Raw genomic sequence first — 13188 nt, 5'->3', positions numbered from 1 at the left:
TGCACGTTTCCCCCCCGCAGACCAGGAAGGCCTGAAATGAGCACACAATCGCGCATCTTCTTCAACCACAGCCATCATAAACTCTGGGTCCGCGATCTTGCGACCCACCTCGACGTCCTCGCTTTCCACGGCGAAGAACGTCTCAGCCAACCCTTCACCTACCACGTGGAATTCACCAGCACCGAGCAGGATCTCGCGGCCGAACACCTGCTGGGCAAGGACGCCAGTTTCAGCCTGTACGCCGCCAAACAACCACCGGTCATCAAAGGCCTGCCTACCCCTGAAATCAATCCGCTGCGCACCCTGAACGGCGTGATCACCGGGTTAAAACGCCTGTCTGCCTCCGTCGACGAAGCCCGCTACGAACTGACCCTGCAACCGCGTTTGGCCTTGCTCGAGCGCGGCCGGCAGTACCGTATCTACCAGCAACAGTCGGTACCGGAAATCGTCGAGAGCATCCTGCGCAGCCGCCACGACTTCCGAGGCCAGGACTTCCTGTTCCGCCTGGTCCGTGAGTACCCCCGGCGCGAACAGGTGATGCAGTACGGCGAAAGCGACCTGGCCTTCATCAGCCGCCTGCTGGCTGAAGTGGGCATCTGGTACCGCCTCACCAGCGACCAACGCCTGCACATCGACGTCGTGGAATTCTGCGACGGCCAGCGCGGCTACCAGTTCGACGTCGAGTTGCCAAACTTCTCGCCCGCCGGGCTCAGCAGCAGCGATGCAGACGGCGTGTGGGGCCTGCAAACCAGGCACCAGGTGGTGGAAAAAAACGTCAACATCCGCACCTATCAACCCCTTGACGCCAGCGCGCACCTCGACGCCGATGTCGACCAGACCCGCGGTGCGAAAATCACCTACGGTGAGGCCTACCACTACGCCGAGCCCTACCGCGTGCTCGGTGGCGCCTACGATCAGCACGAACGCCTGACCACCGAAAGCGGCTACTTCTACGCACGCTTGCGCCACGAGCGCTACCTCAACGACCAGACCCACCTGAGCGGTATCAGTAGCAGCGCCACCCTGGCACCGGGCCAGGTGCTGACCATCACCGGCGGCGGAGCACCGCAGGCCTTCACCCCGCGTTGCGCGATCGTCGCCATGCGCACCCGTGCCGCCCGCGATGCCAGCTTCGAGTGCCGCTTTGAAGCCATGCCCTATTCGGAAACCCTGTGCTTTCGCCCGCCACTGCAGGCCAAACCACAAATCGCCGGCACCGTCCCGGCCCGGGTCACCAGCGGCGAAGCCCACGACAAATACGCCGAGATCGATCTCCAAGGCCGCTACAAGGTCAACTTCCTGTTCGACCGCGACCCCTGGAAACTGGGCGAGGAAAGCATGTGGCTACGCCAGGCGCGCGCCTACGCCGGCGACACCCACGGCCTGCACCTGCCGCTGATCTGCGGCACCGAAGTGGCCATCGCCTTCGAACAGGGCGACCCCGACCGCCCCTACATCGCCCACGCCCTGCACGACAGCGAACACCCCGACCACGTGACCCTGCGCAATCGCGACTACACCCGCAACGTGCTGCGCACGCCGGCGAACAACAAGCTGCGCATGGAAGACCTGCGGGGGCAGGAGCACGTCAAGCTCAGCACGGAATATGGTGGCAAGAGTCAGTTGAATTTAGGGCATCTAGTGGATGCCCGGAAGGAGAAGCGCGGGGAAGGGTTTGAACTGCGCACGGACGATTGGGGTGCATTGCGCGCGGGCAAAGGCTTGTTGATCAGCGCCGATGAACAAATAAAGGCTTCAGACGATGTACTCGCCATGGCGCCGGCCACCAGCCAGATCGAAGGCGCCCGCCAGCAAATGGCCCAGTGGCAGGAAATTGCCCAGGCCCATAACAGTCGACCACCCGCCATCGACGGTCTGCAGCAACTACAAGCGGACGCCAAAGACCTGTCCGCCCCGGCCATCCTCCTGAGCGCCCCCGACGGCATCGGCGCGGTCACGCCGGCCAGTTTGCTGCTCAACAGTGGCGATGGGATGTACCTGCAAAGCCGGGACGACATCAACCTTGCCGCCGACCAGCGCCTGTCGGCACACGCCAAAAAAGGCATCTCGCTGCTCGCCCAGCGCGAAGGCATGCGCCTGGTCTCCGGCGAGGGCCCACTGGAAATCGAATCCCACGGCGACCTGATGAACCTGATCGCCCAGCGGGACATCACCGTGCAGTCGGTACAGGGGCGTCTGGAGTTTTTGTCCGAAAAAGGCATCACGCTCGGCACCGGAGATGTGGCGATCCACCTCGACCCGGAGGAAGGACTTTTTTTCGACAGTCACACCAAGGTTCGCTCCAGGGGGCAACACATTTGGGAGGGGCCTGGTGGCCAGCGTTTCCCGTTGGCGGTGTTGCCCAAGTCGGTGTGTGAGGAGTGCCTGCAAAAGGCTCGGAAAAACGCCATTGGCTTGCTGATGCGCCAAGGCTGATTGAGGAGACATACAGATGAATACGCCTATCCAATGGCTGGAGCAGATCGAGCAGGTGTGTGCCAGAACGGAAGTACAGGAAGTTGATCTTTTGCTTGATCAAGCCACGTGGAGCAAATGCGCTGTTCCCGGGCTGCAGCAACTGAGCCCCAAGGTGCCTTGGTTCTCATTGTTCACCGGTACACCAGAGGAAAACCTGCTGGACCAGGCACCGCTGTTGATGCGCCTGGACCTGACCATTTGGCAGCACAAGGCTTGGCTGGAAGAACTGATCGAACACTGCGCAGCAGATGCTCGCCTGATGGTCCTGATCTCGAACCTGCCGTTTCAAGAATTGAGTCATGCCTTGCAAGCCCTGTCTCAAATGCAGTGGGGTGGACAAGCTGGCTTGTTGCGTTTTTACGATCCGAGAATCTTTCCCGTGCTGATGAATTCCATTCTCACCAGCGAACAGCGCGCCGAGTTCCTGCGAGTTGCCTGCTTTTGGGGCTGGCTTGATCGGGACGACCAGTCGCAATGGCTGCAAAGCCATTGCTTGACGAAGCAGAGCAGCATCGAAGTCATTCCCTGCGTGGAACTTAGTGATCAGCAATGCGAAATGATCGGATGTATTAGCGATGCCCAGAAACTCCTGGTTCGCAGTGAGTTTGATCATCTGGACGAAAGCAAGGAAAGGCGTTTTGAGATGTTGTACACGATTGTCATGCAAGCAAGTCGTGAGAATTACTTTGGCAATATAGTCGAGTACGCACGCCAACGACTATGAGTTGGCTGGAAATAGTGGTCCCGGTATGCATTCCGATGTTGGCGGTGGATATTCGCGGAACGACCAGGATATGGGCTAAGTATAAATTCTATCGTCATGTTGCATGTGAAAGAGGCCCGTGCGGGATTTTTTTCATGCGGCCTGAATTGAAATTATGGAGTTGTCGGTGATGGAGATGGCCATGCAAGTAATATGGGCGAGATGGTTGTTGGGTTTGTTTGGATTGGCGTTGGTGGGATGTTCCACAGCGGACAACGAAATGGCGGGAGGAAATATACAAGCGGTTAATCATACGCTGAGCAATATCAATTGGCTCTCGGTGAATGGCTACCGGGCCGACGGGGGTGGGGGACGTTCTTGCTGCATTATCATGCCGACTAAATGGCGCCCTGGCTTGAAGGCGCATATTGAATGGGAGGTTGATCCGGAACCTTTTGCAAAAATAAAAAGAAAAACTACTGGGTATGGGTTCGATGAAGGTGCGTGGGCTGCGCATGAAGCGAATTTTCAACGTTACAGCACCAAAGTGGATATTCCAGAGTGGTCGGGAACGGAGTCGTGTGATCTTAAGGTGCATTTTTTCACCTGTAACCAGGTAAAGGTTACGACTTCTTGCTGGGCACCCAGCTCACCTAATTATCCGATCAAAGTATCTATGGAAATGAAGGAACCATCCGTATGCCCGTAGTAAAAATTAACTCGAGCGCTAAGGTCTGGACATCGCCCGTCTTTCCATTTTCGGGGAATCGGCAATGAAAATAACCTGGGCTCGATGGTTGTTGGGTGTGTTTGTGTTGATGTTGGTTGGATGTTCCACAGCGGACAACGAAATGGCGGGAGGAAATATACAAGCGGTTAATCATACGCTGAGCAATATTAATTGGCTCTCGGTGAATGGTTACCGGGCCGACGGGGGTGGGGGGCGTTCTTGCTGCATTATCATGCCGACTAAATGGCGCCCTGGCTTGAAGGCGCATATTGAATGGGAGGTTGATACTGATCCTTATGCTTATTCTAAATGGCCGCCGCTAGGGACTGATGGCTATAGAGTTGCTCAGGCTAAACATAAGGCCAACTATCAGCGCTACAGCACTGTCGTGGAAATTCCAGAGTGGCCGGGAACGGAGTCATGCGATCTTAAGGTGCATTTTTTCACATGTAACCAGGTAAAGGTTACGACTTCTTGCTGGGCACCCAGCTCACCTAATTATCCGATCAAAGTATCTATGGGAATGAAGGAGCCATCCGTATGCCCGAAGTAATGAGAAATTCAAGCGCCAAAGTCTGGGCTCCGCCAGTTTTTCCGATGGTGGGGCGTTTGCCGGGTCATGTTTCGTCGGTGACTGCTAACTGTGACAAGCAAACTGCCGAGGAGGATTGTCACCATCGACAGGTCAATGCAAAAAATAAGTCTCAGCGATTTGAATGCGTTCAAAGTTTACACGTCAGTTTGTTTTTCGATGGTACTAACAATAATTAAGATAACGATACCAAGAAAAATCACCCCAGTAATATTGCCAAGCTTTTTCATGCGTCGCTCAGGGGTGAACAGGCAGAAAAAGAGGGTTTTTTTTCTTTTTATATGCCCGGTGTAGGAACTCCCTTTCCTGAAATTGGCGAACTGGATTACAGCGCGGAGGGACTGAGGTATGCGACGGGTGGTGAAGATCGCATCAATTGGGCATTGGTGTCATTAGCTCATGCGCTGAGGGTTGCATTGACTAAGAAAGAGTTATCCAAAGCCGACAGAAAAAAAGCAGTCGATGCCATGAGCACGTGGCAGGCACCGCTGATGAGCGTACTGGGGGAAGGCAAACGACGACGAGTCATGAAAGGACTGTTTGATTCCTTGGAGGCCTGTAAAGACAAGTCCCGGCAGCCTGAAGTATTGGCAGTCAAACTGTACGTGTACGGCTTCTCGCGCGGGGCAGCAGAGGCTCGCACTTTCGTAACCTGGCTGAGCCAGTTGTTTGATACGCCGGCCGGTGCCACGTTGCCTGAGCAACGTCTGATCGGCCTGCCGGTCAGCGTCGAGTTTCTCGGTGTGTTGGACACCGTCGCCTCGGTCGGCATCGCCCATGCGGCGCCTTTTTTTGCCGGGCACATGGATTGGGCCGATGACAGTCAGTTGCTGCCTGACGCCACGAAGTTTCCGAACTTCGTCAAATGCTGCCGACACTTCGTCGCGGCCTTCGAGCAGCGCTCGTGTTTTCCGCTGGACTCGATCCGCAACGAGGACGGCCAGTACCCGCTCCACACCTATGAAGTGGTGTACCCCGGTGTGCATTCCGATGTCGGTGGTGGTTATCCGCAGAATGACCAAGGCAAAGCCAGAGGTGGCACCAATGAACTGGTGTCACAAATCGTCCTCCACGACATGTATGCCGAAGCCTTCGCTGCGGGCGCGCCTTTGCAAGTGCCGGAAACAGTGCTGCCAAAAACTTTAGAGGATCAGAAGGCATGGCGAGTTATCTCAGAAGTAACTAACACTGAGTTTGATATCAGCCCCCAAGCAATCGAGCGCTTCAACGCCTGGCGCCACACCCTCCCAGGCATCACCACCGACACCCCCACCCACACAAAACCCTGGGAGTACAAACCACAGCAACTCGGCATCACCGTAGAAGAAACCCTGGCCGATCAACTGGGCTGGATCACCGGCTGGCGTATCGGTCGTTATGCCGATGACCCGTTGCAGAATAACGACAGCTACAAACATCAGCCGTTCTTCACCCAGGCCAATGAAGTCACTGTCTACGACACCAGTGATCAACGTGAGGCCTATGAAAAACAGAAAAAAATCATTTTGGCCGATCGGCTGAAAACGCCCGCGGCGGCAACGAACCATCCCGGCCCGCCCATCTACGAACCGCAGATCGACAAGACTCAACTCAGCCAGGCAGCTGCGGAATTCAAACGCGACTACAAAGGCTTCGACCGCAAGCAAACCAGTGCGGTCGGCACGATCACCGATGTGCTGTTGCGCGACGCGATCTATCTGCTCAACGAAAACGATGAGTTGCAGGACCACGCTGCGATCAAGGCGGCAGGTGAGCTGCGCACAAAACAATTGTTCAGCGACGCCCGAGGTACGCCCAGCAAGGACCCGCACATGGCGCTGGTGGTCGCGCTGTTCGATGACCAGGTACACGACTCACGCGCCTGGTTCATGCATGACGCGTTGGGATCGCGTGAGATATGGGCGGGCTATTTCTTCTATCGCATGACGTATTTCGGCAATGACAACAGCCGGGACCTGTCACCGGTGGTGGTGGCTGGACGAATACTGGGCGTTGCGATGCTGGCCGGCGCAACGGTGTACGGCATCAAACGCGGTGGGGCGTTGGGCGGGGTTGGCGGGCTGGTCGCGGGTATAGGGGGCGCCAGCATCGGCTATCAAGTGATCGACAAGGCGCGTGGAGTGGTGCTGCCGTTCCTGCCGGAGGCCGCGCAGTTGCTGAAACCGACGGCGCATATCGGCAAGGTGGCGGCTGAGCTGAAGCAGCAGATTGCCGAGGAAGACTATGCCCAACGCATCGACCGCACCACCGCCTTTCTGCGCGAGGCGGGCAGTTTGTTCGAACTCACCGGGGAGGGCGCCTGATGTTGCCTCTGGTACGTGTGGGGGACTCGATGAGCCCGTTTGGTGGTGAAGTGCTTGAAGGTCACTACGAGGCATTCGGCCAGCCGGTTGCCTGCGTGGGGGATCAGGCCCGTTGCGAATTGCACGGCCTGACGCACATTGCAGAGGGCACCTCGGTGGCGATCATGGACGGCAAGCTTGTGGCCCTGCACGGGCATGAGTGTGATTGTGGTTGCACTCTGGTCAGCTCGCTTGCGGCCTCGTTCATGGTAGTGGCGCCATGAACCACGCGCCGCAATACCCGGACCTTGTCGAACCGCGTGAACCGCATTGGCGCCGCTGGTGGCTGGCTTTGCTATTGCTGTGGGGGTTGCAGTCGGCGGTTTTGTTGTCGTTATGGCCAGAAGAGCAGCCAAGGGTCGAACTGTGGATCTGGAGTGCCGTCATGCCTTGTTGCTGGGCGTTGGCGATAGCGTTGCGCATGCTGGGGTGGCAAATCTGCCTGTTTAACCGTGATGTGTATCGACGCACGGTGGAGGTCGCGGTGCAGCTCTGGTGGGGGCGTCGCCGCTTGGGTTTGCCGGTGGAACAGGTGCTGCTGCTAGGGCCGGTGGGCGATGAGCAAACCCATTACCATGGTTTGATGGCCAACGTGCCCGCACCCAAGCCATCGAAACCGGAGGGTGCTGCGCAGCCCATGTTGCGCTGCGCGGTGTCGCTGGGTACGACCCCTGAGCGTGCGCCGGCCTTGGCTCGACGCCTGGCTCGGTTAACCCTGGCGCTTACGCAATTGAATGACCGCTGGCCGCAGCTGCGAGGTATCGCTTGGGTGGGGGACGAGCGCGACCAGGCTGCTTTTGTCGAGGTATTGGCCAAAACCGGCGTGATGTTGCCCGAGACGCGTTTGCCTCTGCAGGACCTATCCGATCTGGATCGAATGATCGATGCCTTTCACCAGGATTGTTGTGAAGAGGCTGATTGGCTGTTGTGCGCCGGAGTGGTGTCGGTGCCGGAGACCGAAGCGCCTGGGCTGCCCGGTGAAGCAGGATTTCTCTGGCTGGTGAGCCGCCAGGGGCGGCAGTTGTTGCACAGGGGCGAGTACCTGTTGAGCGAGCTCGACGAATCACCCGCTGAACTCTGTGTACAGATCCAGCGCTACGCCGGGTTGGACGTAGCACCGCCGGATTGCCTGGCGCTGGATAAAACCAGCCAGGGCACTTTCCTGAAAGGTGGTTGGCAGTCTGGTGAACATCAATTGTCCGGGCACTGGGGCGTATTGGCGCAACTGGCGCCCTTCATCGGCATGTCCCTGGCGTTGTTGCAGGCGAGGGAGGCCGGACAGCCTTGTGGCTGGCTGAGTCAGGACGGAAACAATCGATTGGCTATTGGAATGGCGGTGCCTCATGGCAATGATTAAGCAAGCGAGCCAAGGCTCGTTGATGAAGGTGGGATTGGGTTATCTGCTGGTCGTGACGGTACTGGTGGTGTTCGGTTGTCTGCTGTACGACTTGAGCCGCGAGTACTTCGGCTGGCCTCGACTGCCACTCAAATCGTTGGTGCTGTGGGGGGCGGGTACTTGGTTTGTCTTGTGCGGGTTCTGTCCGGTGATACTGCTGGCCTGGGATCGTTTGGCGGTGGCTTGGGCGACGCGCGTGACAGGAGTGGGTGTTGATGCACCGATTTCGCCATTAAGCAAAGAGAGCGCTCCGCCGGATAATTCCTGGGTCGCTGAGTTAAAGGAATACCTGCACGAAAATCACAGTTTTCTTTGGCGCCGCAAACTCCGCCTGCTGCTGGTGGTCGGCGAACCTGATCAGATTTCCGCCATCGCCCCCAACCTGAAAGATAAAAAATGGCTCGCAGGTCACGACACCATTCTGCTCTGGGGCGGCAGCATCCAAACTAAATTCGATGATGAACGCTTCACTCCGTGGCAAAACCTGAGCCGCTGGCGCGCTCTCGACGGTGTGATCTGGGCCCTGACCGCGCAACAAAGCACTGATGCCCAGGCGATGGACGCTGGCGTACGTCACTTGAAAGAACTGGCCCACCAGCTGCATTGGCAGTTGCCGCTGCACCTGTGGCAGGTCTGCGACAGTGGATGGGATCAGGACAAACGCCAGACCCAGGCGGTCGGTTGTTTGCTGCCGTCACAGGTGACCCCGCTGGCCGTGGATGGCGGGCTGGAGAGCCTGCTGCAACCCCTGCGCGACAGCGGTTGGGCGCAGGTACATGGCACCATGAGCCATGATTTCCTGCTGCGTCTGTCCCGCGATTTGCAGACCGAAGGCATTGCCCGATGGCGGCAGGCCCTCGCGCCGTTGTTCCGGGTGTTCGACCGTGGCGTGCCGTTGCGCGGGTTGTGGTTCAGCCTGCCGGTGCAGGGCGGTAAAGAATCCAAAGAAAATACAGACCACCTTTGGCACGCCACACCACCCTGGGACGGCGTGCTCGGTGATAAACAGGTTCACCCTCGGCGCCTCGGCTGGGGCATCACGCGAGTGGCTTATTCACTGGCACTGGGCCTGGCACTGCTCTGGGGCACCGGCATGCTGCTGTCCTTCGTCAGTAACCGCACGCACATCACCCAGGTGCAGACCTCGCTGGCAACCTTGCAACAATCCTCCACCAGCGACGAACAATTCCTCGCCCTGAACGAGCTGACCCGTGAACTGGGCCGCCTGGACTACCGCGCCACCCACGGCACCCCCTGGTACCAGCGCTTCGGCCTGAACAAGAATCCAGAACTGCTGCAAATGCTCTGGCCCACCTACGTCGAAGCCAACCAGCGCCTGCTGCGCGACCCGGTGCTGGCCAGCCTGCAACAGCAGCTCGGCGCCCTGATCCGCTTGTCCGCCGACAGTCCCGAACGGCTCAAACGCGCGCCGCAGGCCTACGAACAACTCAAGGCCTACCTGATGCTGGCGCGCCCGGAAAAAGCCGATGCGAGCTTTCTGGTCAAGACCTTGGGCACGCTCGAGCCGAGCGCCGGCGGGGTTTCGCCGGGGTTGTGGCACGGCCTGTCGCCGATGCTCTGGCAGTTTTATGGCGAGCAACTGGCGGCGCATCCGGACTGGCGCAGCGTGGCCGACCCGGCGCTGGTAGCGCAGGTTCGTCAGCTGTTGCTCGGCCAGTTGGGCCAGCGCAATGCCGAAGCCAGCCTGTACCGCCAGGTGCTCGACGCTTCGGCCAATCATTACCCGGCGTTGAGCCTGGCGCAGATGGTTGGTGACACCGAGGCGCGGGCGCTGTTCGTCAGCCAGACCAGTGTGCCGGGGGTGTTTACCCGCCAGGCCTGGGAGGGCCAGGTGCGCCCGGCGATCGAGGCCATCGCCGAGGCGCGGCGCGAGGAAATCGACTGGGTGCTGAGCGACCGGCCAGGCGATATCGCCGCCGAGCTGACGCCGGACATGCTGCGTGAACGCCTGACCCGGCGCTACTTCCAGGACTACGCCAGCGCCTGGTTGAAGTTTCTCAACCGCCTGCGCTGGCAGCCGGCCAACAGCCTGGGCGAGGTGATCGACCAGTTGACCCTGATGAGCGATGTGCGCCAGTCGCCGCTGATCGCCCTGATGAACACCCTGGCCTACCAAGGGCAGGCCGGCACACGCAGCCAGGCCTTGGCCGACTCGCTGATCAGCTCCGCGCAAAAGCTGATCGCCCAGGCCCCCGCGCCGTTGATCGAGCAGCAGGGACCCAAAGGCCCCCTGGACGCCACCTTCGGCCCGCTGCTGGCCCTGCTCGGCAAAACCCCTGAAGGCCAGGACGAGCGCGAGCGCCTGAGCCTGCAGGCCTTTCTCAATCAGGTCACGCGCACGCGCCTGACCCTGCAACAGGTGAACCACGCCGCCGACCCGCAGGACATGACCCAGACCCTGGCGCAGACGGTGTTCCAGGGCAAAAGCATCGACCTCACCGACACCCGCGCCTACGGCAGCCAGCTCGCCGCCAGCCTCGGCGCGGAGTGGGGCGGCATCGGCCAGACCCTGTTCGTGCAGCCGCTGGAGCAGGCCTGGCAGCGCGTCCTGCAACCCTCGGCCAGCAGCCTCAACCGCCAGTGGCAACGGGCGATCGTCAGCGAATGGCAGCAGGCGTTCACCGGCCGTTATCCCTTCGCGGCCACCGCCAGTGACGCCTCACTACCGATGCTCGGGCAGATGATCCGCGCCGATTCCGGGCGCCTCGAACAATTCCTGCAGCGCGAACTGGGCGGCTTGCTGCGCAAAGAAGGCAGCCGCTGGGTGGTCGACACGCCACACAGCCAGGGCTTGCGCTTCAACCCGCAGTTCCTCACGGCAATCAACCAGCTCAGTCACCTGGCCGACGTGCTGTTCACCGACGGCGGCATGGGTCTGAGCTTCGAGCTGCAAGGCAAACCGGTGCGCGATGTGGTGCAAACCACCTTCACCCTCAACGGCGAAAAACACGAGTACTTCAACCAGAAGGAAAGCTGGCAGCGCTTCAACTGGCCGGGTCGCCGCCAGTACCCCGGCGCGAGCCTGACCTGGACCAGCGTGCGGGCCAACGAACGGCTGTTTGGCGACTACCCGGGCACCTGGGGCCTGATCCGCCTCCTGGAGCAGGCCCAAGTCACGCCACTGGACGACGGCGACAGCCGTTTTCGTGTGGTGCTCAAGGCGCCCGACGGCATCGGCCTGACCTGGTACTTGCGCACCGAACTGGGGGCGGGGCCGATGGCGTTGCTCAAGTTGCGGGATTTCAAGTTGCCGGCGCAGATCTTTCTCGGCAAGGACGAAAAAGCCATGCCCTACGCGGTGAACGGGAGGTTTGAATGAGCCTGGACCGATTGATCGAACGTTGCCTGGGGGAACGCGATGCCCTGGGCCTTGCCCGGGCGCAGGCAGCGCAGTGGCAAGCCTGGTTGCAGCCGATCAGCGCGGACCTGCCCGCAGGGGAAGACCCGGCCTGCGACGATGACTTCCAGCGTATGCGGGAGGAGGTCAACAAACTGTCCGGGGCCGATATCGAACAGGTTGTTCACCTGGCGCAGACGTTGCTTGCCGGATCGTGCAAGGATCTGCGGGTGGTCACTTATTACATCTGGGCACGCTTGCACAGGGAAGGCGAAGCGGGCTTGGCCGACGGTCTGAACCTGTTGGCCGCGTTGCTGGAACGTTTTGCCGTCCAGGTGCTGCCCGCGCGTCCCAACAGTCGAAAGATGGCGCTGGAGTGGCTGGCGAGCAGCAAGGTGCTCGACACCCTGTCGCGGTATCCGGAGGTGGTCAAGAACGAGGCCGAGCGCACGGTGGCGGCGCTGGTCTGGATAGAGCATGGGCTGGCTGCCTGGCCCGAGGACCAGCGTCCGGCCCTCGGGCCGATGTATGCCGCACTGTTTGCGCGGTTGGCGCAATCCGGCGGGGTCGACGCGCTGGTACCCCAGAACAGCGCCAGCCACGAGACGAGCACGCGCACGGCTGCCCCCGAGGCAACGGCCATCAAATCCGGGCGCGACCTGCTGGACAGCGGTCGCGCGCTGGCCAGTTATCTGCGCGAGCAGCCCCAGGGGTGGCTGGCGGCCCATCGGCTGATGAAAAGCCTGCGTTGGGACACCGTGCATGAAGCACCGCTCCAGGATGCCAGCGGCAAGACGCGCCTGGCACCTCCCCGTGGCGAATACCGGGCACAACTCAAGCGCCTGCACCTGCAACAGAGCTTCGGTGAACTGTTGGATCTGGTGGAGCGGATCTACGCCGAGGGCGTCAACCATTTCTGGCTGGATCTGCAGTGGTACCTGTACCAGGCGCTGAGCAAACAGCCTGCGCCACAGGACAGTTTTGCCGACATTGCCAAGCGCGACCTGGGAATGTTCCTCGAGCGAATGCCTGGGCTGGACGCATTATCCTGGAACGATGGGTCGCCCTTGGCGGACGAGACCACCCGTGAGTGGATCAGCCAGCACGTCTGTGGCAATCGCCCCCAGCAATGGCTGGCGGCGCCACCCGTTGCCGCGACGGGCACAGACCCCGAGATCCTGTCGCTGGAAGGCGAGGCCCTGGCCCAGGCCGACAGCGATGGCGTCGAGCACGCACTGGCCTGGCTGGCCGCGCGCCCGGGTATCCATACCGGTCGCCAACGCTGGTTGTTGCGCCTGCTGATGGCACGTGTGGCCGAGCAATACGGCAAGAGCGAACTGGCCATTCACTTGCTGGGTGAACTGGATGCCGGCGGACAACGTCATGGGCTGGCCGAATGGGAATCCGAGCTGAGTTTCGAGGTCAAGGCGCGTTTGCTCAAGCTGTTGCGCTTGAAGGCTCAACGCAATGACGCGGACAAGCCGGCGCTGGCCCGGCGGATGGAGGCGCTGCTGGCAGCGCTGGTGGCTGTAGACCCGGTACGCGCCGCAGTGCTCTGTGGCTAAAACTCATTTATCAGGATTCTTACT

General features: G+C 60.2%; 8 protein-coding genes and 1 pseudogene. All 9 read left to right on the top strand.

The window, feature by feature from the left end; genetic code table 11:
* The first annotated feature begins 36 nt into the window (after positions 1-36).
* The 9 genes and pseudogenes from PMI35_RS15555 (at position 37) to tssA (ending at position 13164) form a co-directional block, all read left to right on the top strand.
* Positions 37-2436 (top strand): type VI secretion system Vgr family protein, encoded by a 2400-nt coding sequence (locus PMI35_RS15555; RefSeq protein ID WP_008060026.1) that lies wholly within the window; start codon positions 37-39, stop codon positions 2434-2436.
* 16 nt (positions 2437-2452) lie between these two features.
* The gene (locus tag PMI35_RS15560) at positions 2453-3202 is read left to right on the top strand and encodes a DUF4123 domain-containing protein (protein ID WP_008060024.1); all 750 of its coding nucleotides are present in this window, start codon (positions 2453-2455) and stop codon (positions 3200-3202) included.
* A 169-nt stretch (positions 3203-3371) separates the two neighbouring features.
* On the top strand, positions 3372-3890 hold the full coding sequence (locus PMI35_RS33920; protein WP_008060022.1) for a DUF3304 domain-containing protein: 519 nt from the start codon (positions 3372-3374) through the stop codon (positions 3888-3890).
* 64 nt (positions 3891-3954) lie between these two features.
* Entirely contained in the window at positions 3955-4464 is a 510-nt protein-coding gene (locus tag PMI35_RS33915; RefSeq protein WP_081504822.1) for a DUF3304 domain-containing protein, read from the top strand.
* Positions 4452-6806: pseudogene (locus PMI35_RS0132660) on the top strand (T6SS phospholipase effector Tle1-like catalytic domain-containing protein). Before PMI35_RS33915 ends, PMI35_RS0132660 begins: the two are co-directional and overlap by 13 nt.
* Positions 6806-7069, top strand: coding sequence for a PAAR domain-containing protein (locus tag PMI35_RS15565; RefSeq protein ID WP_008060017.1), 264 nt, complete (start codon positions 6806-6808; stop codon positions 7067-7069). Before PMI35_RS0132660 ends, PMI35_RS15565 begins: the two are co-directional and overlap by 1 nt.
* 140 nt (positions 7070-7209) lie before the next feature.
* The gene (locus tag PMI35_RS15570; protein ID WP_032831623.1) at positions 7210-8202 is read left to right on the top strand and encodes a hypothetical protein; all 993 of its coding nucleotides are present in this window, start codon (positions 7210-7212) and stop codon (positions 8200-8202) included.
* The gene (locus PMI35_RS15575; RefSeq protein WP_238543173.1) at positions 8189-11581 is read left to right on the top strand and encodes an ImcF-related family protein; all 3393 of its coding nucleotides are present in this window, start codon (positions 8189-8191) and stop codon (positions 11579-11581) included. The genes PMI35_RS15570 and PMI35_RS15575 overlap by 14 nt, the downstream gene beginning before the upstream one ends.
* Complete coding sequence (gene tssA, locus PMI35_RS15580) at positions 11578-13164, top strand: type VI secretion system protein TssA (protein WP_008060012.1); 1587 nt, start codon at positions 11578-11580, stop codon at positions 13162-13164. The genes PMI35_RS15575 and tssA overlap by 4 nt, the downstream gene beginning before the upstream one ends.
* Positions 13165-13188: the final 24 nt, after the last annotated feature.

It is taken from the genome of Pseudomonas sp. GM78, assembly GCF_000282475.1.
GTDB lineage: Bacteria > Pseudomonadota > Gammaproteobacteria > Pseudomonadales > Pseudomonadaceae > Aquipseudomonas.
Note: the sequence above shows the minus strand (reverse complement) of the source record. Positions and strands in the feature narration are given on the sequence as shown.

What these genes read in the sequence shown, in the direction of transcription:
- PMI35_RS15555 (WP_008060026.1), top strand. Translation starts at nt 37, where the DNA reads ATGAGCACACAATCGCGCATCTTCTTCAACCACAGCCATCATAAACTC.
- PMI35_RS15560 (WP_008060024.1), top strand. Translation starts at nt 2,453, where the DNA reads ATGAATACGCCTATCCAATGGCTGGAGCAGATCGAGCAGGTGTGTGCC.
- PMI35_RS33920 (WP_008060022.1), top strand. Translation starts at nt 3,372, where the DNA reads ATGGAGATGGCCATGCAAGTAATATGGGCGAGATGGTTGTTGGGTTTG.
- PMI35_RS33915 (WP_081504822.1), top strand. Translation starts at nt 3,955, where the DNA reads ATGAAAATAACCTGGGCTCGATGGTTGTTGGGTGTGTTTGTGTTGATG.
- PMI35_RS15565 (WP_008060017.1), top strand. Translation starts at nt 6,806, where the DNA reads ATGTTGCCTCTGGTACGTGTGGGGGACTCGATGAGCCCGTTTGGTGGT.
- PMI35_RS15575 (WP_238543173.1), top strand. Translation starts at nt 8,189, where the DNA reads ATGGCAATGATTAAGCAAGCGAGCCAAGGCTCGTTGATGAAGGTGGGA.
- tssA (WP_008060012.1), top strand. Translation starts at nt 11,578, where the DNA reads ATGAGCCTGGACCGATTGATCGAACGTTGCCTGGGGGAACGCGATGCC.